Origin of the sequence: Pedobacter nanyangensis, assembly GCF_003313505.1 — a bacterium.
Taxonomy (GTDB): domain Bacteria; phylum Bacteroidota; class Bacteroidia; order Sphingobacteriales; family Sphingobacteriaceae; genus Pedobacter; species Pedobacter nanyangensis.
The window spans coordinates 182,773-206,003 of the sequence record NZ_QMHO01000006.1 but is presented as its reverse complement, the minus strand read 5'-3'; the positions used below and the strand labels follow the sequence as shown (position 1 = coordinate 206,003).

The 23,231-nt window shown below is 40.8% G+C and carries 16 protein-coding genes; 5 read left to right on the top strand and 11 right to left on the bottom strand.

Annotated features, from left to right (window positions below; translation table 11 throughout):
* Window positions 1-193: 193 nt before the first annotated feature.
* Both DUT71_RS12470 and DUT71_RS12465 read right to left on the bottom strand, forming a co-directional pair.
* A complete protein-coding gene (locus DUT71_RS12470) occupies window positions 194-2,191 on the bottom strand; it encodes a DUF7849 domain-containing protein (RefSeq protein ID WP_113662864.1) in 1,998 nt (665 codons plus the stop codon).
* Between the two features lie 165 nt (window positions 2,192-2,356).
* On the bottom strand, window positions 2,357-3,343 hold the full coding sequence (locus DUT71_RS12465; protein WP_113662863.1) for a hypothetical protein: 987 nt from the start codon (window positions 3,341-3,343) through the stop codon (window positions 2,357-2,359).
* Window positions 3,344-3,792: 449 nt separating this feature from the next.
* On the opposite strand from DUT71_RS12465, the gene DUT71_RS12460 reads away from it, so the two are divergent.
* From DUT71_RS12460 to DUT71_RS12450, 3 genes are all read left to right on the top strand, one after another.
* Window positions 3,793-4,356 carry an RNA polymerase sigma factor gene (locus DUT71_RS12460; protein WP_113662862.1) on the top strand — a complete coding sequence of 188 codons (564 nt, stop codon included), beginning with the start codon at window positions 3,793-3,795 and terminating at the stop codon, window positions 4,354-4,356.
* Window positions 4,349-5,080, top strand: a complete 732-nt coding sequence (locus tag DUT71_RS12455) for a hypothetical protein (RefSeq protein ID WP_113662861.1) — start codon at window positions 4,349-4,351, stop codon at window positions 5,078-5,080. Before DUT71_RS12460 ends, DUT71_RS12455 begins: the two co-directional genes overlap by 8 nt.
* Before the next feature lie 229 nt (window positions 5,081-5,309).
* Window positions 5,310-7,673: a PAS domain S-box protein gene (locus DUT71_RS12450; RefSeq protein WP_113662860.1), complete on the top strand. Its 2,364-nt coding sequence runs from the start codon at window positions 5,310-5,312 to the stop codon at window positions 7,671-7,673.
* 33 nt (window positions 7,674-7,706) lie between these two features.
* On the opposite strand, the gene DUT71_RS12445 is transcribed toward DUT71_RS12450, so the two are convergent.
* From DUT71_RS12445 to DUT71_RS12415, 7 genes are all read right to left on the bottom strand, one after another.
* Complete coding sequence (locus tag DUT71_RS12445; RefSeq protein ID WP_113662859.1) at window positions 7,707-9,413, bottom strand: M28 family peptidase; 1,707 nt, start codon at window positions 9,411-9,413, stop codon at window positions 7,707-7,709.
* 62 nt (window positions 9,414-9,475) lie between these two features.
* Window positions 9,476-10,099 carry a GyrI-like domain-containing protein gene (locus DUT71_RS12440; RefSeq protein WP_113662858.1) on the bottom strand — a complete coding sequence of 208 codons (624 nt, stop codon included), beginning with the start codon at window positions 10,097-10,099 and terminating at the stop codon, window positions 9,476-9,478.
* Between the two features lie 73 nt (window positions 10,100-10,172).
* Window positions 10,173-11,708 carry a glycosyltransferase family 39 protein gene (locus DUT71_RS12435; RefSeq protein ID WP_113662857.1) on the bottom strand — a complete coding sequence of 512 codons (1,536 nt, stop codon included), beginning with the start codon at window positions 11,706-11,708 and terminating at the stop codon, window positions 10,173-10,175.
* A gap of 116 nt (window positions 11,709-11,824) precedes the next feature.
* Window positions 11,825-13,789, bottom strand: coding sequence for a beta-N-acetylhexosaminidase (locus DUT71_RS12430; RefSeq protein WP_113662856.1), 1,965 nt, complete (start codon window positions 13,787-13,789; stop codon window positions 11,825-11,827).
* Window positions 13,790-14,013: 224 nt separating this feature from the next.
* On the bottom strand, window positions 14,014-15,420 hold the full coding sequence (dacB, locus tag DUT71_RS12425; RefSeq protein ID WP_113662855.1) for a D-alanyl-D-alanine carboxypeptidase/D-alanyl-D-alanine endopeptidase: 1,407 nt from the start codon (window positions 15,418-15,420) through the stop codon (window positions 14,014-14,016).
* 55 nt (window positions 15,421-15,475) lie between these two features.
* Window positions 15,476-16,660: a hypothetical protein gene (locus DUT71_RS12420; RefSeq protein ID WP_113662854.1), complete on the bottom strand. Its 1,185-nt coding sequence runs from the start codon at window positions 16,658-16,660 to the stop codon at window positions 15,476-15,478.
* A gap of 80 nt (window positions 16,661-16,740) precedes the next feature.
* A complete protein-coding gene (locus DUT71_RS12415; RefSeq protein WP_113662853.1) occupies window positions 16,741-17,730 on the bottom strand; it encodes an aspartate-semialdehyde dehydrogenase in 990 nt (329 codons plus the stop codon).
* A gap of 55 nt (window positions 17,731-17,785) precedes the next feature.
* Between DUT71_RS12415 and DUT71_RS12410 the strand changes: the two genes are divergently transcribed.
* On the top strand, window positions 17,786-20,389 hold the full coding sequence (locus DUT71_RS12410; RefSeq protein ID WP_113662852.1) for a lamin tail domain-containing protein: 2,604 nt from the start codon (window positions 17,786-17,788) through the stop codon (window positions 20,387-20,389).
* A 3-nt stretch (window positions 20,390-20,392) separates the two neighbouring features.
* Window positions 20,393-21,142 carry a YdcF family protein gene (locus tag DUT71_RS12405; RefSeq protein WP_113662851.1) on the top strand — a complete coding sequence of 250 codons (750 nt, stop codon included), beginning with the start codon at window positions 20,393-20,395 and terminating at the stop codon, window positions 21,140-21,142.
* Window positions 21,143-21,260: 118 nt separating this feature from the next.
* On the opposite strand, the gene DUT71_RS12400 is transcribed toward DUT71_RS12405, so the two are convergent.
* Together DUT71_RS12400 and DUT71_RS12395 are read right to left on the bottom strand one after the other, a co-directional pair.
* A complete protein-coding gene (locus DUT71_RS12400; RefSeq protein ID WP_113662850.1) occupies window positions 21,261-22,328 on the bottom strand; it encodes a hypothetical protein in 1,068 nt (355 codons plus the stop codon).
* A gap of 23 nt (window positions 22,329-22,351) precedes the next feature.
* On the bottom strand, window positions 22,352-23,230 hold the full coding sequence (locus tag DUT71_RS12395; RefSeq protein ID WP_113662849.1) for a sugar phosphate isomerase/epimerase family protein: 879 nt from the start codon (window positions 23,228-23,230) through the stop codon (window positions 22,352-22,354).
* Window position 23,231: the final 1 nt, after the last annotated feature.

The window sequence follows — 23,231 nt, the reverse complement described above, 5'->3', positions numbered from 1 at the left end:
AAGCATACTAGGCACAAATGTTTGATGAATTGGCGCATGTAGCTAAAATAGCAAAATGCTCCTAAAAAGCGTCATTTCAATTTTTTATGTCGTGTAACTTCTTATTTTAACCATAGGCGTGCTTGGTTAACGCTGTGTGTATGTGGTTCATTTTAAGAAATCTTTGTTGGTAATTTCTGTGAAGCGCCAACGACTAAAACTTCCAGGTCACATACGTACTCATTCTGTTGTTATTGGTTTTAGGATCAAAGATGTATCTAAAACCCAAAGCAGGCCCCACTCTGACCAATCCCAATTGGATATCCGCAAAAAATGAGACTCTCAGATCAGCAAAATTTTTATTTATCTGGCCCATATCACGGTTGTAATCCAGCTCAATGGGAACGCCCTGGGCATTTTGAGTACGTAGGCGGTAACGTAGTTCGCTCGAAGTACGATGATAAAGATCAAGCGCAACTAGAGTGCCGGCGCCTGCGCCAATATACTTGCTGATGTTATATCTCATTTGCAGCGGTACCGCATTAATGGTATTTACCTTAGTGGTTTGGTAAAGTTGTTTGTTCAAAATTATGTGGTCAATGCGGTTTATTACCGTATCTTTCGTGGCTGTAGCAACGGGTACCTGATACGTACTTTCCCTAAAGGCGTTAAAATAAAGTTCAACCTGCCAATAATAACGATGGGAGGCATAGGGCGATAAGCTGGCGCCCAATACAAAGTTTTTACCGTTTAAGTAATTGCCATTGTCTGTTTCAAAGGGGAAGCCATAGCCTACAATAATTCCGGGCGAAAGCCCCATTTTAAAGCGGCCAACCGCTCTGTTGGTATAAATAGGTTCATTTTTGTCAAATACAATGGCTGCTCCGCTTTTGATGGGCAGTTTAGGTGGTTTTTCCTTGAATTTGATCTTGTATTCCACAAAGCCCTGAGTGGAGTCGGCATCTTTTACTCCTTTCTGTTTCATGCCGGGGAGGTAAATGTTGGTGAAAACAAAATGTACGCTATCTGCGCTAAAAAAGGTTTTCAGGCAACTTTGGTTGGCATAGGCCGAGTCGCATTGAATTACTTGGGGCTTGGTTTTTACTACTTTTAGGGTTGCGGGGTCAAATACTTCCGAAATGTTTACACCCACGTCAATTTTTTTGGCGGGGCCTTTACCCGTGTTCTGGAAGCGGACCTTATAGGTAAGCTCCCGGTTTTTACCCGTAAAGCGGTAATTCATTCTACTTTTGCGCAGCACCATTTTATTGGGGTCATGAGAAGCCACAATTTGGAGTTCCAAAGTAAAAAATTCAGTTTCAACTAAAGGATTATCAGGAATGAATGCGCCGGCAATACGTACCACTGCATTGGTGTCTTTGAGCATTTCGGGAGTGGTTTTAAAATGCAAGAACACAAAACGTTCTTCATTTTGCTGTAAGTTCTCAAATTTCCAGCTTTGCTGGTTTTTAAATGCTTTGGCCTGATCTTTCAGCAGTACTTTTTCGGCGGGTGATAAATTGAAATGTTTTTCAGAAGAAGCATAATACACAGGTTCCTGATTTTTATTTTTCAGAAATGCTGTATTCAAAAGCGATTTAAGGTCTGATTTCTTCTCGTTATGGTATGTTCGTGATTCGGCCAGGTCAAAGTTGTTTTGGCTAAATTCTGCGTCGTTATATAAAATGGCTAATGTACCGTTCAGGTTGTTTTGCCCGTTTTCAAGTTTGTTCCTGTAGCCCAGCACCAACATCATGTCGTCTCCAGGTTTGGGCATGCAGTTGGTTTTCATCTCGATATTTCCACCCATTTTAAACAGATTATATCCATCATTGGCGGCTAGCATTGGCTTGGCTACGGGAGGTTTGGGGCCTGGCGGCCTAATGATAGGTTTGGGGCGGGTAGGCGGGCGTTTGCCATCATCGTAATTGTTGGTAGCAAACAGGCGCACCATAATCGAGTCGTAACGTATGATATGCGACGGGTTTTCCTCGAAACTAAAACCGCCATCGCCAAATTCCCAAAAGTAGGTGTAAAATGGTGCTGGTGCACCGGCAATGGCACGCAAAGGCCTTAGCTCGCTGGTAAATTTTGTTATGCCGTTTTCGGTTTTGTAGTGGATAATTGCCGGCACGGTATCGGTGGGCATTACCTGTGCATTGATTACCGTACAACAGGAGTAGAGCAGGAAAAACGTCAATAATTTCTTCATGGATGATTAAATATAGGGAATAATTTTGATGGATGAATGCCTGTTGACCGAAGATTAAACGAAAGCCGTAAACTGTAATTGCTCCGCTATCAGCAGTGAGGTGGGGTGCCATCACTGCCAATTTGCGAAGCATGTTTAAAGTCAATTTATTTGGGTAATTTACTTTCAATAAGTGTTCAGTGCATCAATAGCCTGTTGTATGGCGGCCTCAGTGGTTTCGGCCAAGGTTAAGGTGATGTTCTGGTTGGGGGTAATGGTGGTGGTTAAATCAGCATAGTAATATTTGCCGTTTTTGATGGCAAAGGAGATGTATTTTCCTTCAACGCCTACAGGCATCATATTGGTATAACTTTTTACACCGTTAGGGCCGTCATAAGTATATAATTGTGCTACCACATTGCTTCCTTTGGCGCAAAAGAAAACAAAAGTTTCGCCCGTATATCCCATAAAGGTGGCAAAACTGCCTGGGTTGTTGGCAATAGTTACCCTGGTGGTGGTTTTTGGGTTGCTGTAGGCATAAAACACGTCGCAGTTGATCCAGCCTAGATTTCCCATTTGGAAGTTGTAAAAGCCGGCTGCGGGAAGCACTTCGCGAGGTGCGCCGCCGGCAGCTCCGTTAGGGTTTTGCGCAGGTGCTTGCCAAGCCATTTGGTTGGCATTATCTACTTTTTCAACGCCTTCCCAAATTTGTGTGGCACGGGTGTTATTGGTAGCAATGGCAATGTCTATGTTTGCACCAAGGGCTTTGTCTACATTGATGCCGTTCACGGAGGCATTGAGGTAAATAAAGCCATCGGATTCTAAAGGTGCCCCGCTAATGTGGTTGGTATTGGTGCCGCTAAAAACAACATCGCTTCGTTTCAAAAACTCTGCTGCGGTAATTACCACCGGGCCAGCTACGGTGTTTCCATTTAATTTAAAGGCATTGGCCGGGATGGTTATTTTTGTACCCCCCTTTAAGGTGAAGGTATTGGCAATGCTGGCGTTAATTTGCAAACGCTGCCCCTGTGGCCCAAATAGGGCGGTAAATTCTGCTGCGCTATAAGCCGAATTTCTTTGGGTTTTATCTTTTTTACAAGCTTGAAATAATGCCGTAACCAATAAAGCTAGGGCAATGGTAGAAAGCGTATTTTTTAAGTTTAAAGTTTTCATCGTTTCTAAAGTTTAGTGCTGCTTACTCTGTTATGGCTTTTCAGCAATCGCCGTTTGGTGGTATATCAAGCATGATGAAAAATTGTTACCCTGTGTTTTTTAAAAAAAATGAATGTTTTCATTTAACGCGAAGTAATAAAGGAAGTCGCAAAGATGGCAAAGGAATGTAGTTGGCCGTGTTGCACCTATCTGTTTAGGTGGTTGTAATTTCTCTTTATGAACCAGATAGACAGATAGAAAGTCCAACGAGTTGGTTTAATTGCACAGGTTGGAGTAAACTAAACCCAATTGAGCGGATTAGCCCGCAGGCCGAGCGTAGCGAAGTGCCGAGGACTATGAGCGAAAGTGGGACTGACGATGGTTTGGTGCAGTGGTATTGCTTTTCTGATCGGTTAAAATCCTTTTTACTTTCCCTAATAAATGATACTTTTAGCATAAATCAATGATCAATGGCCAAAAAAGTACACGATGACCAACGTTACCTTATTGCACTTTTAAATAATGAAGTGGCTTTGGTGAATGAAATTTATAAGAAGTGTGCGGGAAAGGTGAAGTCGTTCGTTTTATTTAATAACGGCAGTGCCGATGATGCCGCAGATATTTTTCAGGAGGCTTTGGTTGATATTTATAACCAGGCGAAGTACAAAGGCTTGCAGTTAACCTGCCCTTTTGAACCTTTTTTATTATTGGTGTGTAAACGTAAATGGCTTAACGAACTGAAAAAAAGAGCGATAAGCCCGGTAACAAAAAACGAAGACGATTTATTACATATTGGCGAGGATACATTTGAACAGGCCGAAGCCCTGGCCTTGCAAAAAGAACAGGCCAATTTGTTTTTAAGGGCCTTTGAGCAACTTGGCGAACGTTGTAAGGAAATTATCAGATGGAGCATGAAAGGCGAAGCACAGGAAAAGGTGGCCGAAACTTTAGGTGTTACTTATGGTTATTTGAGAAAGAAAAAATCTGAATGTATGGCAAGCTTGGTTAAATTAATCGATAGGAAAAATGACTGAGGACAAAATTTTATGGACAGCCCAATATGTGGAAGGCGATTTAAGCGATAGCGAACGCTTGGAGTTTGAAAGTCTTTTGGTGCATGACCAGGAACTTAAACAGTATCTGGCTGATTACTATGATATCCATAGTAGTTTGCAAATGGAACTGGCCAATGATGTTGGCAGAGCGGCACTGGTGGAAACTTTGAGGAGCTTAAATACGGAGCATTTTGAGGAAGCTGCATCGCCAAAGGTGCTCAAACTGAACCATCGGTTAAAATGGATTTCGGCGGTAGCCGCAGTGTTGGTGCTTGGCATGTTGGTGTGGGCGCCTTGGAATGACGATTTGTATCAACAATTTAATGGCGCTCCGCAAATGAGCGTTGCCGAGCGTGGTGCCGAGAAAACGGACCTAGATGAAGCGGCCGCCTTATTTAATGATAAAAAATATGCGGATGCCAAGGTTGTTTTGGCGAAATTGCATGTTGCCGACGCTCGAAACGCCATGATCAGTTATTACTATGCAGTTGCCCTGGTGGAAACGGGCGAAGTGGCCAGGGGCAGATTGTTATTGGAAGAATTGTTTAACGGTCAATCTGTGTATAAGTATGATGCTGTTTATGCCTTGGCCATGAGCTATCTTAAAGAAGAGAATAGGACAGCTTGTAAATTTTGGCTGGAGAAAATATCAAAAGATGCGGCGCCATATCAAAAAGCTCAGGAGCTGCTGGGGAAATTGTAGGTTTCTGTAATTTGATCTCAAGCATGAAATTACTTCGGTTTTTGAGTTATGTATGGATTATCGCTAGCTTTTGCCCCGGATACTTCGAAGATGAAAATTTTTGCTGACGTGATTTATTTTTATTTCCGTTAATCATTTCTTAATCTTATTTTGCATAAATGACCTCGGTCAGATTATTTTGCCTATAAAGATTTAAGTTTGTCCAACTAACCCAAAAATGGCTACCTAAATGACTGTTCGCTCCAAGCAGCCCGTAAAAACTAATTGGTTTGTTTTAAATCCCAAGCTTACGTCGGCGCTTTTTTTTATTTTGCTTATTGCTATCATTTCGCTGATAGCCCATCAACGTTATCTTATTGTAAAAGAAAACCGTGAAAAAGAAATCAGCGTGATGCTGGAAAGTGTTGAGCTTCGTTTGGAGCAGTTGCTGAAAAATAGCCAAAACATCACCCTGACTTTGGCGCTAGCGATCAACCAAAATGGTGATCCAAAGAACTTCGAGGAAATTGCTGCCGAAATCATTAAAGGTAATCCTTACTTGCAAGCCGTGCAATTGGTGCCCAATGGCGTAATTAAATATACTTATCCTTTAAAGGGGAATGAGCAGGCGCTAGATCTGGATTTGTTTAAGGCCAACAAGCAAAATGCGATGGCCGCTAGGAAAGCCATTGAACGTCGTAAAATGTATTACCAAGGCCCCATTAACTTGGTACAAGAAGGAAAGGGCGTAGTTGGGCGGCTACCGATATATATTGGCAAGAAATTTTGGGGCTTTTCGGCAATAGTAATCAAGCTCGAACAACTGCTCAAAGCGGCAGGTATTGATAACAGCAGCCATGAGTTTTATAAATTCCAGTTCTCGAAAATTAATCCCATTACCGGCCAAGAAGAGTTTTTTTTGCCCGGTAACAAAAACTTTAAGAACAGTACCTTTAAAACCAAAACCTTTGAAGAAGGGGATTGGAAAATTTATCTTACAGATAGCCGTGCGGTATATGCCGATTATCAATTGGGGTCTTTAATCCTGCTCGGGATCCTGTTATCTATCCTTTCTAGCTATCTTTTGCTGCGCTTGCTCAATAAACAGGGACAGCTATATGGCACGCTGGATAAACAAAATGATATGCTGATAGCTGCCGAAAACAAATATAAAACCATTTTCGACAAGGCGGCCATTGGTATTGGAAGAATAGATTCTATTACGGGCGAATTTTTGGAGGCCAACGCCTTTTTATGTGATTTGATGGGCTATACCAGTAAAGAACTTACCCACAAGAAAATAAAAACACTTATTCATGGCGATGATTTGGCCGCCGATGCGAAAGACTTTAAACGTTTGCTGAAAAACGAAATCCGGGAGTTTTCTTCGGTGCGCAGGTATGTAAATAAAAACGAAGAAGTGATTTGGGCAAATGCCATTGTTAGCCCGCTGTGGGACGAAGGGGAGCCGCCTAGCAACCATATCATTATTGTGGATGATATTACCAAGCAGGTGGCTTATGAGGAACAGCTCATCGCTTCGCAAAAGCACATCGAGGGGTTGATCAATTCCATAGAGGGGATTGTTTGGGAGGCCGCTATCCACGAAAACTTTGCCAATACCTTTGTAAGTAGCAAGGTGTATGAAATATTGGGCTATACGCAGGAAGAATGGTCTTCGGAACTGGGATTTTTCCTTAAGAAAATATACCACGAAGATATTGAGCGTGTAATGCGGTATTTGGAAAACGAATTGTTTTTGCGCAAGCATCATGAATATGAATACCGTATAGCGGCAAAAGATGGATCGATTATTTGGATACGGGATAGTTTTACCATTGTGCCCAGCTTAGAAAAGCCTGAAAAATTGCGAGGTATTATGATGGATATCACCGCCATTAAGGAGGCAGAAGAAACCCTTCATCAATCGTACGAATTGGTGAATGAGCAAAACAAGCGCCTGCTCAATTTCTCTTATATCGTATCCCATAACTTGCGCTCACATGCCAGCAATATCGACGGTATTACCGCTTTGATCAGCAATGCCGAAACCGATGAAGAACGAAATGAAATGATCAGCCTTTTGCGCAAGGTAGTAGTTAATTTGAACGATACGCTATACAACCTTAATAACATTGTAAATATCCATACCACCATTAACATGGTGAGAGAACCCCTTAACCTGTTAGAGTATGTAAATAATGCCATTCAAACGCAAGAGGCGCAAATTGTAAACAAACAGGCCGAAATTATTAACGAGGTACCGGCCGATGTGTTTGTTTATTTTAACAAAGCTTATTTGGAAAGCGTACTGCTTAATTTAATCTCCAATGCGTTGCGCTATAGTCATGCCTTGCGCCGGCCGGTCATCAAAATTACCTGTGTGCCAAATGGAAGTGGTTATATGTTTAGCATTAGTGATAACGGTGTAGGAATAGACCTTTCCAAGAACGGAGAGAAACTTTTTGGGTTGAACCAAACTTTCCATGGAAATAGCGATGCCCGTGGCTTTGGACTTTTCATTACCAAAAACCAGATAGAAGCGATGGGAGATAAGATAGAAGTGGAAAGTACTTTAGGTGAGGGCACCACCTTTAAGATTATGTTTGTTTAAAAAGAGCACCTGTAATTGAAATGCAGGTGCTCTTTAAAACGATAATGCGTTGAGATAATCTTGTGTTTGTTTTTCGATAGCCAAGGTGGCTACTTTAATGGCAGAGCCTATACGAGTAGTTTTTGGCTCTACGGCCATTTTACCAATGGTGGCTAAAGCGTCTACATACCATTTGCCCCAAACTTCTATAATGTGCTTTTCGTCTTTGGCTGATTTGCCACTGGCAATAGCTGCTTTGCTCAAATCAAATTCAGTTTTTAATCGGGCTAAAGCATCCTCCTTAATTTGGGTTACGGTAGCTGAGGCCGTATTTTCATCGGCACTAATTAAGGTGTAGGCTACCGTTAAGGCGCTAATTCCAACGTTTTTCATCGTCGTTGCCGAAACTTTGTCTATCCTGTCATTATCGGTATGGTAAAAAACATCGGTAAAGTGCCACATTAAAAGTCCGGGAATTTTATTTTGAAGAAACGGCGTATGGTCGCTACCTCCTTCAAAAGGATTAAAGTTTACGGTCCAGTTAGCGTATTTGCCTTGCTCTTTGCAGATGTCGAACACAAAGTCGTTAAAATAGTGCGGGAAAAGATCTTTTTCTTTCACATCGCCCGCGCCCCATTCAGAGTGTTTATCACTGCCGCGAGTCCAAATGGCTGATGGGTCTGGCATTTTTTCCAACAGGAAAGTTCCGCCTGTTTTTTCGGTATCTTCACCAACCATATCTAGGCTCATGCCCCACAAAATGCCTTTGGCACGGGTGCTATCTTCCACAATATATCTTCTGGTCGAAGTAATTTCATCGCCCCATAAAAAGGTTAAGCTGCGTTGAGGTTTTAACTTGCCGTTTTTAACTAATTGCGCCGTTAAGCGGGCCATTTCGGCCAAGGTTCCTACTCCCGAAGCGTTATCGTTAGCCCCCGGTTCCTGTACGTGCGCACTATAAACGAAACGTTCGTGAGGTTTTAAACTGCCTTTTACGTTAGCTACAATCGTTAATTCTTCTGCTGGGTAGGTTTTGGTAGTAATGTTAACCTTTAACTCAACTTTGCCTTTTGCACAAGCCTCTTTTAGCCTTTCTTTGGAAGCGTACGATAAAAACAACGCCCAAATGCCAGCATTAGGCTGCATACCGCTAAACTGGATAGAAGTGGTATGTTTGGTGGGCTGATTGTAGTTAGGCAATGAAAAACCAATAGCGCCCACAGCACCAGCTTTGGCTGCCAAACCAATCAGGCGTTGTGTGGAAATATCCCCAAATACAATCTTTCCTTTAAGGTCTTTATCTTGCAGATCTTCTTTGGTGGCCTTATTTACATATACCACTTCGGCGGTTACACCTCCCTCGGGAGTAGAAGGACAGTAGATAGGGATCATGTTCCTGTTGGTCTTGAAAGATTGCAGCGGAGTACTTTCTCCCACAATGCTGATATTGGCATCTACGGGTTCCCAAGCATCGCGTTTCATCGGTCTTTTTTCGATGCGGTAGGTGAGTGGTGCTTCAAATTCATTTTGATTTTGCTTCACATAGCCCGCTTTTTTAAGGATTTCCTCTACTTTGTAAATACTTTCGTCGAAACCTTTATTGCCGGGCAAGCGGAAAAATTGTTCTACAAAAGCGGTTGTGCTATAGGCATTTTTTTCATTAAAGCCAGCTCTGGTAAGTTTAAAATATTCGGCTTTTTGATTTTGGGCGCTGGCGTTGAGCGTTAGTGCCGCCAACAGTGTGATAAGTAGTTTTTGCATGCTGATTTTTATAAACGCCTAAAAGTAGTAAAAAAAATGCGAGGGATAAGGTGGCAAATCAGCTAATGAACAGGTTCTCTTAAAATGGTTCTCAATTTTTCAGGAGCCGTTTTATTAAAATCTGATAGATAGATTTCGTGGTGGTGGCCATTTTTGGAGAATCCTTTTTCGATCATAAATTTAGCCATAATGGCTAAGGTTTCGGGTTCTTTATCAAAGGGGCCGAGATGTAACATCTGTACAGATTTTCCTTCTGCCATTTGGAAAAGTTCCAATTCCTTAATGAGCGGCCACTTTTTTTTGCCGAAAGCTGCATCCTTAGCTCTGGATACTTCCTGATCGTTTACATAATCAGGCACCCTGATCAGCAGACGATATTCCCATTCACTTCGGTCAATTTTTTGTGGTGCTTCATCCATGGTTATTCCGGCGAATTTACTTTCATCAAACCACCACAGAGCTTCTAGTTTCGAAACCACGAAATCTTTATTGGCCGATTTATATCTGAATTTGAGGGTGTAGGCAGTAGCGTATAAGGCTTGTATTTTCTCAAGGAAAGCCTGTCCCGAAGGGTCGCCTTTTCCGCTTAAGGAAAGGAATTGTGCTGGCGCAATCTCTACAATTTGCGGGCTTTTTTGAGCAGTGAAATAGGTTTTGTACCTTTTGCTTAAATCTAGTTTCTCCATGTTGTAATTATTTTCCAGCAAAGTAAAGGGAGCAGACTGACAGCCTTATGGCAGTATGATTTATGAGCTGAAATTATTGAAGATTACCTGCAGCCCGTTCTTTCCTCAATAAGCTATCGATATCAACATTGGGTTGGCTTAGCAAGATAATTTGGGTGCCTTTTTCTCTAGCAAAGCGATTATTGACCTTATCCAGTATCTCCACGCTTCGGAAAAGGCGATGATCCCGCTCCAAATCTATATTTGAAGACGTTTTAATTCTGATGACGGTTTCAATATCCCTATCTAAATTTAGCCATTTGATGTAATCAGGAATGAAGGCATCTGCTTTTAGGGCTTTATGCTTGGTATAATAGTTGATGGCTCCAGCCTGTCCATAGTTATCGCATAAAATGAAAACGCTGTTTTTGTTGGGCAGTTTTTCATAAATAGAATCGACTTTTGAGGCCAGCTCCTTCCAGCCCAGCATATCTGCAAAGTCCTGCGAAATGGGATGCTTTTTGCCATCTTCCCAAGTATGTTCACTAAAGGGAAGTTTCTGCTCGGCCGCTTCCACATATTTCTCCGGGCTGAAAATAGGCAGCGAAATTTTCAGCATTGCATAAAAGAAAAATAGCATGATGGCAAACAACGCGTAGCGTAAGTAAAATTTCCACCCGCTTTGCAACAATTGCGATAAATAAATAGCGCCAAAAGCAAAAAAAATGGGATACAAGCCAATGGCATAATAGGCTTTTGCTTTTAAAGAGAGAAAAATAGCCAGCGTAAATACAAAAGCCCCAAAAAATAATCGGTAAGGTTTAAAAGCTGGAAAAGTAAAGAAGGAAATAAAAGCCGCAATTAAAACAGGGAACGAACCGATGAAATAGAAGAATTGTTCTTTCACAAAGCTCATCCGTTTTACGTGTACCAATTGCGTTTCGGCCAGTTCTTTCATGTGCGAAAAAACAGGGAAATCATTTTGATACTGCCAAATCAAATTGGGGGCAATGAGTATTAAAGCAAGTATACCCGCATAGTAAAAATGTGGGTTGGCAAACAAGCGTCGTTGACTGGTTAAAGGCAATGCCAGCAATACGCCTAATGCACAAAATGCAATGTTGTATTTATTCAAAAAGCCAAGCACAAAGCTCACCGCCATCCAATACAGCCATTTTTGATGGTTGGTTTGTATAAATCGGATAAGGGTAAAATAAATGAGTGTCCAGCTAAGGATATCCAAAGAATTTGGTTGGTATAGGATGTTGATACGAACCAATACCGACAACAAAAGGGCGGAGGCGGCCAAAATGCAAGCGAATAAACTACCTTTAAGACTTTCAACCGTTTTCCATACCACTACAATGGTTAAGGCTCCAAAAAGCGCAGGAAAAAACTTCACCCAAAATATACCATTGCCCAATTGAAGGATGACCCACGAAACGACAGAGGTAACAGGTGGAACGGAATGGAAACCCCAATCCAGATGATGCGCTTGGTCTAAATGAAGATACTCGTCTCTTTGAAGTTCGTAAATGGGGTTAACCACCACGTATTGCAGGACTATTTTAACCACTACGAATAGGAAAAGGATGAAGTTGCTCTTTTGCTTAGCCGTTGGTTGGTGCATGAGTGTTTGTTGAGGTGGTTATTTATTAGAAACGCAAAGTTTTGCGTTGTTACATATGGAATTTTTACTCCTTAGCAAGTAAGGCACAAAGAAATGAACCCTTGTGCCTTGCTTGCTTATTTTTTGATTGGTGCTCTTTTGTTGAGTTCTTCCACTGGCATATTCATCATGCGGCCAATTGGTTTTTTATCACGATAAGTAATTACTCGCAACATATTGGCATCAATAGGTACCACTAATGGCTCTGTGTATTTGGGGTAAAACTGATCGGGGAAAGAATTGTCGAAACTGTAGTAGATATCCAAACCTTCCACCTCAGTGTTTAACGTCACCAATAACTTGCCGTCGGCAGTGCGTTTTACGTTAAAAATGGGATCGTAAACACTAGGAGCATATTTGGTTTCGGCAATATCCAAGCGTTCAAAGTGCTGTTCGGTACGGCTAAAGAAATTTTTCCAGTTTTTCTTTTCTTTAGGACTCCATACGCTTTCTGCCAAAGCAAATCCACGTGGCCAGGTCATGTATTCCGCTTGGCGGATGTTATACACTTGTTCTGTCCATAAATTGCCCTGCCCGCCTTTAATGTACTTTGGATCAACACCTTCAGGAACAGGGTCAAACTCGTAAGTTCTACTTAATCTTAAGCCTTTGTAAACTTTAGGCTCGGTAATTTCATCGGCTTGCATGTAATCCAAATAGGCATATTGCGTAGGGCTCATTACCACCTCGTGCTTATTCTTGGCTGCTTCTACACCATATTTCATGTCTCTCCAGCTCATTACGGCGGTACTTTGCGAAACGCCACCTTCCAGCACCTCGTCCCAAGCCATAAAACGTTTGCCGTGTTTGGCTACTATTTTCTCTAGCCTGCGCTCAAAATACCCCTGTACCTGCGCCATGGTTTTCAGGTTTTCGCGTTTCATCAGCTCGGCAATCTGGGGGTTTTTCTCCCAGTAATTATGCGGCGCCTCATCACCACCCATGTGTATGTATTCGAAGGGGAAAATTTTGGCTACTTGAGCTACTACGGTGTCTAAAAATTCGTAAACCTTTTCATTAGCCGGGCAAAGGGTGTTGTCAACCATAGCCAAGGGCGGAGCACCACGGCTCCAGTCCATGATACGTTCACCACTGCGTACTTTGTAGTTTACCGCTTCGGGTGTACAGGAAAGTTCAGGATAGGAGGCAATGGCTGCTAAGCTGTGACCAGGGACATCTACCTCTGGTAAAATGTTTACAAATCTGTCTTTAGCGTAGGCTACCAGTTCTTTAAGATCTTCTTGGGTATAAAAACCACCGTAGTTGCGGGGCTCGTCAGGTTTTGGCGGAATGAAATTTCCGAAGGTACCTACACGTTTAACGTTCCAGGCACCTATTTCGGTAAGTTTTGGGTAGCCCTTAATTTCTATTCTCCAACCTTCATCATCGGTTAAATGAAGGTGCAAAATATTGTATTTGTAGCGAACCATGGCATCAATGTACTGCTTCACTTCTTCTTTGGTGAAAAAATGCCTGGCTACGTCGAACATTAATCCTCTCCAGCCCAAACGGGGGTAATCGGTAATGTTCACGCAGGGGATCTGCCATTTAACATCTTTTACTTCTTCCTTGCTTTCTATCTCTTTAGGCAATAGTTGAATTAACGTTTGTACGCCATAAAAAATACCAGCAGGTTTGTTGGCGGTGATGGTGATTTGCTGTGGGGTTACTTGCAAATGGTAGCCCTCGGTTCCAATGGATGCATCATTTTTATCGGTTAGCACTAATTTGATGTTGGCCGAGGATGCTGCGGCCGCTGTTGAGCTTACAAAATATCCAGTAGGAATGCTCAATCGCTCTTGCAAAAAATTGATGGCCTGTTTTAGCTCGGTAGGTTTGGTTGCTTGGATCAGAATGCTTTGCGGTAAAATAAAATGACCTTCTTGCTTAATAACCGTTACAGGCTCTGGAATAATGGCAATTTCGCTATGGGCATGGTTGGCGGTTTGGTTTAAGGCCATGCCATCGGTAGCTATCACCGTGCTTTGTGCAATGGCACTTAGCGAAACGGATAACAGCATTGACGATAGTAATAATTTCATTTTGGATTGGTTTGTGTGAAATGGCAATTTATTAAAAAAAATTAAAAACTATGGTAAAACCACCTTACACATTTTAGTTTTTGAACCATTAAGGCATTAAAAGACATTAAGTTTTTACGACTTAGGTTCTTCATATTTTAAATTAACCACCTTAGACACCTAAGAGGACCTTCGCTTACAATTCTAAAACTTAGATGCACTAAGGTGTCTAAGGTGGTTTCTAACTATTTTAATGCATCCAGCACCTGAAATAATTTTCTGCTAATTCCCGAACCACTATAGTTATTGATGTTGATGACCGCAATGTACCTGTTGCCATTTTTGGCAGTATAATACCCCGCATAGGCGGTCACATCGTTAATGTTCCCACTTTTAATGTTCATGCCGTTGTATTCTGGAAAAGAGGCAAGGTAATCGTTAAACCAATTTTCTTTTTGTGCTTGAAATAAGATAGAGGCCATGGTCATCGTGGTAATTCTATTGCCTGGAGAAAGTCCACTGCCATCAATCATATTCAGGGCATTTTTGTCGATTCCTCGACCTGCCCAAAAATCAATTACTGCTTTAGCACCATTTCTGGTACTGGCTTCCTTTCCTTGTTTAAAGGCAATGGTTTTTAGCAGCTGCTCGCCATATAGGTTGATACTTTTTTTCTGGAACCAATAAACAATCTGGCTCAAAGTAGGAGAGAAGATGCTTAACAAAGGTTTTTGTTCGCTAGTGATTGTTTTATTTTCTAATGCTAATAAACGGGTAGAACTTGCTTGACTACCGCAGGGAATATTTAAACGTTTTAAGGTGTCCTGTAGGCGATAGGCAGCATCAAAAGCGGCATCTGGTAAAGAAAGGGAAATGCCCGTTTTTTTAATGCCCATTCCCCAGGTACCACGTAAATAGCCAATATTGGTGTATGGCGCCAAAAATCCATAAGCATTATCGCCAGTGCCACTTGCGCCGGTTTTAAGTTCGTTTACCAATTGAATATATGGCGTTTGTGGAACTGTTTTTAGAATTTCTACGTTACTGCCTGAGCTTGCGCCAGGTTTTAAGTGGATGTCAAATTGGTTTTCACGCCAGCAGATGGCTGCCCCACCGGCACCGTAATAATTGCCGATATCCTGCCAAATCCAGCCTGTGGGGATGGTAGAGGTTCCAAAAGCACTGTCATCGCTAATCACACTGCCCTCAATTTTTTTGATGCCTGCAGCTTTGATGGCAGCCACCCATTGGTTAAGGATGTTGTTTTCTTTGGTCTGCTCATAACGCCATGAACCCAACGTTGGGTCACCGCTGCCGGTAATAATAATGTTTCCCTGCAAAGTGCCCTCAGCATTGATCGTACCAGTATAAGAAAGTTTGGTTTCGTAACGGAAATCCTTTCCCAAGGTGTAGAATGCCGTTGCCGAAGTAATGGTTTTTAAGGTAGATGCTGTGGCTAAACCCACATTTTCCTTATCTGCAAAAATAACTTTTCCTGTATTCGCATCTAACACGCAAAGCGATGTTGTGGCATATTTGGCCTGTTCATCATTTACAAAGGTTTGATAGGCTTTTTCTAGCTTTTGAGCTGTAGTTTGGGCCTGTATTAACTGTGGAATGATCAGTAATAAACTCAGAATAATTCTTTTCATTGCGTGGATTTTACTTAACAAAGATGTTTGGAAATATAACTTACAAAAGCGTGATTTATGATTTCGGGAATTGTGCTGCAGTTACTTCTGGGATCACCACTAATAAATCAAAGCCTTTAATGATACGCAGTAACCTCACATCAGTAACTTTAATTTTTCCACTGCTGATGGCTTCTCTTAATGGTAACATATCAAAGCATTGCCACTCGTTGTTTTGTACTAATTTTAAAAATGGCTTTAAGGACTTTAAAATACCAGAATTTTCGTCGATTTTCTCTGCCGGAAATCCTGGGAAGGGAGAAGCCTGTAGCCCCGATTTTCCAACGATGATGACGTGCATGGAATTGGTAAATTGACTATCGGCTACATTATTGACTAGGTTCCCAATATCAAATATCTGTAGCAAGCTTTCTCCTTTGGCAGCGTGGTTTGCACCGTATTTATAAAGGTTTTTCTTGTTTGCCCACTCGCTGTAGCTCTCCATCAATTGGTTTTTCATGAGCTGTATCCTTAAGTGATGGTCTTGCGATTTATAAATTTTAGCCGTTAGCTTTAACGCTGCTATTATTTTTTTCTCATTAGGGCTTAATGGCAGTGTAGCGAGTTCGGTAATCTTCTTTTCGAAATCATCGGTATACAAGTAGAATGGATTTTTCTGGTCCTTTAAAAAAGCAGCAAAATGATTTTTGGACTGATCTCTAATCGCCTCGTAAATTGCTTTTGCCCTTTTGTTTTTAGTGGTTTGCATCAGCTCATTGCAAATTAAGCGATCAGCAACCAATAAAATTTGATCGGTACCACGAATATTGGTGTTGTTTTTTATCAGCTGCTTAAGGAGGTCAAATTCCGACTCAAAAGCATAGAAAGAAAACGTGTTTCCATAATCGGCAGTATATTTTTTTAAGGCATCTGCCGAAAGTGTTTTAATCTTCTGCTCAAAAATATGTGCGGTAAACGGATCAATTTCGCAGAAAAAATTATCGAACTTGATTTGCTCTGCAAGTTTTGAAACAAAAAATGGAACTTCATTCGTGAAATGTTCTTCGCCAACCATCACATTACTGCTTTTTTTAGCTTGGTCTAGTATTTTATCCCAGCCTAAACCCTTAAAGTGGTTTGCTTCTTTAACGAAGCTTGTTTGGTTGTTTTGGGCCAATGCTGTAATTAAACTGTCTTGGGCAAAGGCAACACTAGCTAAGATTAGCGGAGTTGTAGTAAGTGCAATGATTTTTTTAAACATCTTATCACGGGGTTGGAAAAAGTTTATTCACAAAAAAAGTGATGTATTCACATCACTTTTCTGATTATTTTTTAGTTGAATTATACAATCTTGTTGTCAACCAAATACTCTGCAATTTGTACGGCATTGGTAGCAGCACCTTTGCGTAGGTTATCGGCAACAATCCACATGTTCAACGCTTTTGGATGTGATTCGTCTCTACGCAAACGGCCTACAAACACCTCATCTTTTTCATGTGCATCTTTTGGCATTGGATATTTCAAGTTAGCTACATCATCTACTACAATTAAGCCCGGTGCTTCTTCCAAAATACGACGTACATCAGCTAACTCATAGTCATTTTCAAATTCTACGTTTACTGATTCTGAGTGACCGCCCATTACTGGAATACGTACCGTAGTAGCCGTAACTTTGATGTTCTCATCACCCATAATTTTATTGGTTTCTTTCACCATTTTCATCTCTTCTTTGGTGTAACCATTATCGGTGAAAACATCAATATGCGGCAATACGTTTAAGTCAATTTCGTATGGATACGCTTTTGGTCCATCAATACCTTTACGCTCGTTCATCAATTGGTCAACCGCTTTAACACCCGTTCCAGTTACCGACTGGTAAGTAGAAACCACCACACGCCTGATATGGTATTTTTCGTGCAAAGGCTGTAAAGCTACCACCATTTGAATGGTAGAACAGTTAGGGTTGGCAATAATTTTGTCCTCCTTGGTTAACACATGGGCATTTACCTCAGGCACTACCAATTTTTTGCTAGGGTCCATTCTCCAAGCCGAAGAATTATCGATCACGGTAGTTCCCACTTCGGCAAAGCGAGGCGCATCAGCTAATGAAGTGCTTCCGCCAGCCGAAAACAAAGCAATATCAGGGCGTAAGCTAATGGCAGTGTCCATGCTAACAATCGGATATTCCTTACCCTTAAACTTAATTAACTTACCAACGCTCTTCTCAGAGGCTACTGGGATTAATTCGGTCAACGGGAAATTTCTTTCTTCCAATACTTTTAACATAACGGTACCTACCAATCCGGTGGCACCTACTACTGCAACTTTCATTTTTTTCTTGATTATTTGTATTATATTTAAAATTAAAAATGTTCAATTCCCAAATATGAGAAAAACTTTACTCTTTTTACTGTTATTATGCACTAAACTTACTTTTGCTCAGCTAAATGACAATTTTGCTGATGGAGATTTTACCAATAACCCTGCTTGGGGAGGCAACACCAATTACTTTGTCATCAATGCAAATGGGCAGTTACAATCTAACGGCCCCAATTCGGCAAACCAAAATATCTATCTGTCTACTCCCAACGCTCTCGCTAAAAACGCAGTTTGGGAATTTTTCTTTCAATTAAACTTTGATCCAACCACTGCAAATTTTCCAAGGGTTTATTTGGTTTCCAACCAAGCTGATTTGAGCGGAGCACTGCAAGGTTACTTTTTTCAAGCGGGCGAAACAGGCCAGACAGACGGATTTCATTTGTACAGACAGAATGGAACAACTACTACTCAGATTATTACAGGCGCTGCAAAAACGAGGGCGAATGCCAACATACTAACTGCCCGAATTAGAATTACCCGCGACAATAGCGGTAAATGGGAACTTTACGCTGATGTGAATGGCGGCACAAATTATACCTTGGAAGGTACCGTTACGGATAATACTTACACCACAACTACACACTTTGGCGTAAATTGCAGATACGGAACGGCATCTAGATATAACCTATTTATTTTTGATGATTTTAAAGTTTTTGAAGATATTAACCCTCCGACAATTACCTCTGTGAAATCTTTAGACGCCAAAACCTTAGAGGTTACTTTTGATGAACCATTGGGCACAACTTCGGCGCAAACCATTGCCAACTACTCGCTTTCCAATGGTGCAGGTAGCCCACTTACGGCGGTAATGGGCAGTACAAGTAACGTGGTAAACCTTACTTATGCAAATAATTTTGTATCTGGAAATTATACCTTAACGGTAAGCAACGTTGCAGATGCCAAGGGAAACGCCATGACCACACCAATGACCAAATCATTTCTGTATGTGGAGCCTTATACTGCTCAAAAAGGCGACGTGATCATTAACGAAATTATGGCTGCACCCATTTCTACAGCGGTAGCATTGAACAAAGAATATATTGAGCTTTACAATACCACCGATAAATATATCATCATCACAGGTTGGAGATATAAAGATGCTACGTCTTCAGGGGTTTCTATTCCTGCGGATACGCTAGCTCCAAAAGCCTACCGCATTCTTTGTGCGAATGCCGATGTGGATGCTTTTAAAGTTTATGGGAAAACATTAGGATTATCTTCATGGCCAACTTTAAATAATGATAAGGATGATTTGACTTTGATGTTGCCAGATAACAGTACCGTTATTGATGCGGTTTCTTATGTGGATACGTGGTATCAGGACAATAGCAAAAAAACGGGCTATGCTTTGGAATTGATTAATTACAAAAGTGGATGTCCTGGGGCTCCAAATTGGATTGCCAGTACGGCTGCTATTGGTGGTACCCCTGGTGCTCAAAACGCTGTTTATGCCGAATTAGATGCGGTAGCGCCTAAATTGATAGGTATAGAAATTACCAGTACTACTACCGTTAGGGTTGATTTTGATAAGGCCATTCAAGTAGGAACATTAAGTTTGGCCAGTAACTATACAATCAATAACGGAATTGGTGTGGCGCAATCAGCGGTGCCCGCATCAGCAGCTAATAAAAGTGTTGTTTTAACTTTTGCAACACCCATTGTAAGGGGAGTTGAAAGTTTATTGACCGTTAGTAATCTATTGAGCTGTGGAGGAGTGGCTATTAACCCAGCCAATAATACGGCAAAAATCTTCCTTGCCAAGGAAATTATGCCAAACGATATTTTGATTACCGAGATTTTATTCAACCCCAAAACTGGTGGATTTGATTTTGTAGAAATTTATAACAATACAGATCATTTGCTTGATTTGAAGGATCTAACGCTTTCAAATCCAACAGCATCAGGTACATCAAGCACAAAGAGGGCAATTAGTACAGCCCCCCTTTACATTCAGCCTAAAACTTATTGGGTGCTTACAGCCAATCCAGCAGTAGTACAGCAACAGTATCAGGTTAAATATCCTAATCAAATGGTACAAATGGCGGTGATGCCTCCTTATAACAATGACAAAGGAACCGTAGCCATTTGGAAAGAAAATGATGCGATTGATCAATTTGACTATACCGAAAAAATGCACCATGCGCTGCTTAAAGATGTTAAAGGTGTTTCGTTAGAAAGAGTTTCCTTTACAAAAAGCGGAAATGAACTTGGTAATTTACAATCGGCTGCTGCCTCAGCGGGTTTTGCTACGCCTACTGATAAAAACTCACAGGGTGAAGATGCCAGTGTGAAAAATACCGTGGTAGTTGCCAATAAGACCTTCTCTCCAGATAATGATGGTTTTGAAGATTTACTACAAATCGACTATCGTTTTAAGGAAAATGGCAATTTAGCAACGATTAACATTTACACAGACAAAGGCATTTTGGTTCGTCGTTTGGCTAGGAATATTACTTTTTCTACACAGGGTACCATTACTTGGGATGGGCTAAACGATAGTGGACAACTGTGTAAAGTTGGCTTGTATGTAATTAAAACAGATATTTTTACCATCAAAGGAAGTACAGATAGTTTTAAACAAACCTGTGTATTGGCATCAAAACTGAACTGATAAATGGCTTTCTTTTTATCTAAATTTTTGCTGTTTCTTATCCGTCCGTTGGTGTGGGTAATGGCCATTGCCTTATATGCTTTGTTCTCCAAAAATAAACGACATAAGCGCAAGGCGTTAATTTTTGCTGTTGCTCTGCTGTATTTTTTCTCCAATAAGTTTTTCCTGGGCCAGGTTGCCTATTGGTATGAAGCGAAGCAACCAGCATTAGCCCATTATGACGTTGGGCTGTTATTGGGAGGCTTTTCTAGCTATAATTTCGAAGCCAAAGCTTTAAAGGCACAGTTTGCTGGCGACCGTTTAACGCAAACGCTGCGGTTGTACCAAGAGGGAAAAATAGACCATATTTTAATGAGCGGAGGAAGTGGAAGTCTTTTAGAAGGCGGTCCGCCAGAGGCTTTGTATACGGGCGAATATTTAAAGGCATTAAAGATCCCTGATAGTGCCGTGATTATGGAAAAAGAAAGCAGGAACACGAAGGAAAACTTCAAATACGCCGCTGAAATACTGAAAGGTCTTCGCAAACCCGATGCAAAGATATTGGTGATTACCAGTGCCTGGCATATTCCCAGAACAAAGTTGCTGGCCGAAAAGCAAGGTTTTAAGCATATCGATTTTTATCCAACAAATTCACTAAGTGAAAAAAATTCTTTTGAAGATTATCTGGTGCCGCAGGGTAGCGCTATCCTTGGCTGGGAGTTATTGATTAAAGAGTGGGTAGGGTATGTGATGACTTGGATAGGGTTAACCTAGCGTTTTATGGTAAAAAGCCTCGTAGGTTTTTAAAACCTGCGAGGCTTGCAGTCACTTTAACCGTATATCATTTCGAACGTAGATAGACCTTGATCAGATTAGGAGATAAAAGCGAAGGTTATTTTTCTATTTGAATAAATGAACCATCAGAATAATCTATTTTATATTTGTTTTCATCGCTAGCTGAACCACTTGAGGTAATTAAAGCTCCTACTAAGCCAAACATTATGGCCGAATTTGTCATTGCAGAAGCAGAGGGTTGGAGCTTAATTTTTCCCGTAAAGAAATACTCGTTGTTCTCTTTTGTCAATGGATATTGACCATAATCTGTAAGGATATAAGGAGTTCCTTTATATACTATAGCGTAAGCATCTTTCAGTTTTAATTTTACTTCCTTACCATTTTGATCGGTAGCATAAAAGCCTTTGCTTAAATTGTCGTCTTTTAGATATACCTCACTAATATATGGAGTTAGACCTTTAAATTGATTGTAATCCTTGTAAGCGCCATCAATTAGTTTATCAGTGTTGTATAGCTTTAGTTTCTCTCGTTCATTGGTGTAATAATCTTTGATTTGAGCGGCTGAAAATTTTAAAGTGTCAATAGGTTTATTGTTGAGGTTATCTTTTATAAAGTTGGTAATGATTTCACTGCTATTTCTCATTAGTTTTTTAGTGACATCCATTCCCTTGGTGAAATGGTTGGTATCTATTTCCGCTATTTTATAATATACGTCTCCATCTTTTCGGTATAGATTAGCTTTGAAATCGAAAAAACCGTGCTCAGAAGTCACTTTAGTTATCTCTGCATGTACCAGTTTTCTAATTTGTAACAGCAATTCACCGTTCTCTCTAGTGTTGCTCATCCCAACTAAAATATTTTGTAACTGTTCAGATAGTGGGATTTTTGGAATTAACTTGGCTTTGGTATTAAAGGCCCCTGTTTGAATAATGCCTAAGGTTTCAGTATTGATTCTACTGTCTAATAGAGCTATCTTTTGATAAGGGCTAGTTTGTATTTTTTCCGCTGGAGCGATCAAATTGTAATCAACAACTTTATCCTGAGCATATGAAAGGCTGGAGATACCGCCAGTGAATAGGAAGATGGCAATTTTTAAAGGAGTAGCATTCATGAAACCTAATTTAGAAAATGTTTTTAAGTTCAATAAAAATAAAAACTCCACCATTATTTGGAGGAGTTTTTTATTAATTATAGCAAGCTTTTCTTGATAAAATCGATACTCGTTGTAATTGAGCCGATGTGGTCAGGTTTGTAATTGGTTTCCTGCTCCAAATAGATGTGTTTCACCCCAGAAAGTGAAGCTTTAGCAAATATTGGTTTAAAATCGATACTGCCTTTGCCAATTTCTGTGTTCCAGTTTTTCTTCTCTTTATCCATATCCTTTACGTGCCACATTTTAAACCTACGAGGATATTTTTTAAATAGCTCAACCGGATCGTGACCTGCAAAAACGGCCCAATACAAATCCAATTCAAAGTCAACCAAATTAGGGTCGGTACCGGTAATTAAAATATCTAAGCCAGTTTTATCACCAAACTTGTCAAATTCGAAGCCGTGGTTATGATAACCCATATTAAGGCCCGATTTGATGCAAAGTTCGCCAGCTACGTTTAAACGTTCGGCAATTTTTTTATAATCATCTGCGGTTTTGCGTAAATTTTCTCCAAGCCAAGGGGCCACTACGTATTTAGCCCCTAAAATATTTGAAGCTTCGATATAAGCTTTGATATCGTCTAAATTGCCTGTGGAGATATAGTTCTCAACGTTAAAATGCCCGCTTGGAGATTTAAGGCCATTAGCATCTAACAGCGCTTTAAATTCTTTAGGACTTAGCCCCCAAAAGCTTCCTTTAGGTGCATAGCCGTAGGTTTCAACTTCTTTAAAACCTGCTTTGGCCACTTTTTCAATCACCCCTTTAACGTCTTTGGCAATAATTTCTCGCAAGCTATATAGTTGAATACCTACAGGACGTTGGGCGGGAGCAAAAGCGTGGCTTAATGCAGGTGCTAAGGCAAAACTTGCCGCAAGTAATCCAGTTTCTTTGATAAAGTTTCTTCTCGTAGTCATG

Coding starts and splice junctions, on each gene's coding strand:
- DUT71_RS12470 (WP_113662864.1), bottom strand. CDS start 2,191: ATGAAGAAATTATTGACGTTTTTCCTGCTCTACTCCTGTTGTACGGTA.
- DUT71_RS12420 (WP_113662854.1), bottom strand. CDS start 16,660: ATGTTTAAAAAAATCATTGCACTTACTACAACTCCGCTAATCTTAGCT.
- DUT71_RS12465 (WP_113662863.1), bottom strand. CDS start 3,343: ATGAAAACTTTAAACTTAAAAAATACGCTTTCTACCATTGCCCTAGCT.
- DUT71_RS12410 (WP_113662852.1), top strand. CDS start 17,786: ATGAGAAAAACTTTACTCTTTTTACTGTTATTATGCACTAAACTTACT.
- DUT71_RS12400 (WP_113662850.1), bottom strand. CDS start 22,328: ATGGTGGAGTTTTTATTTTTATTGAACTTAAAAACATTTTCTAAATTA.
- DUT71_RS12445 (WP_113662859.1), bottom strand. CDS start 9,413: ATGCAAAAACTACTTATCACACTGTTGGCGGCACTAACGCTCAACGCC.
- DUT71_RS12405 (WP_113662851.1), top strand. CDS start 20,393: ATGGCTTTCTTTTTATCTAAATTTTTGCTGTTTCTTATCCGTCCGTTG.
- DUT71_RS12430 (WP_113662856.1), bottom strand. CDS start 13,789: ATGAAATTATTACTATCGTCAATGCTGTTATCCGTTTCGCTAAGTGCC.
- DUT71_RS12435 (WP_113662857.1), bottom strand. CDS start 11,708: ATGCACCAACCAACGGCTAAGCAAAAGAGCAACTTCATCCTTTTCCTA.
- DUT71_RS12395 (WP_113662849.1), bottom strand. CDS start 23,230: ATGACTACGAGAAGAAACTTTATCAAAGAAACTGGATTACTTGCGGCA.
- DUT71_RS12460 (WP_113662862.1), top strand. CDS start 3,793: ATGGCCAAAAAAGTACACGATGACCAACGTTACCTTATTGCACTTTTA.
- DUT71_RS12440 (WP_113662858.1), bottom strand. CDS start 10,099: ATGGAGAAACTAGATTTAAGCAAAAGGTACAAAACCTATTTCACTGCT.
- DUT71_RS12450 (WP_113662860.1), top strand. CDS start 5,310: ATGACTGTTCGCTCCAAGCAGCCCGTAAAAACTAATTGGTTTGTTTTA.
- dacB (WP_113662855.1), bottom strand. CDS start 15,420: ATGAAAAGAATTATTCTGAGTTTATTACTGATCATTCCACAGTTAATA.
- DUT71_RS12455 (WP_113662861.1), top strand. CDS start 4,349: ATGACTGAGGACAAAATTTTATGGACAGCCCAATATGTGGAAGGCGAT.
- DUT71_RS12415 (WP_113662853.1), bottom strand. CDS start 17,730: ATGAAAGTTGCAGTAGTAGGTGCCACCGGATTGGTAGGTACCGTTATG.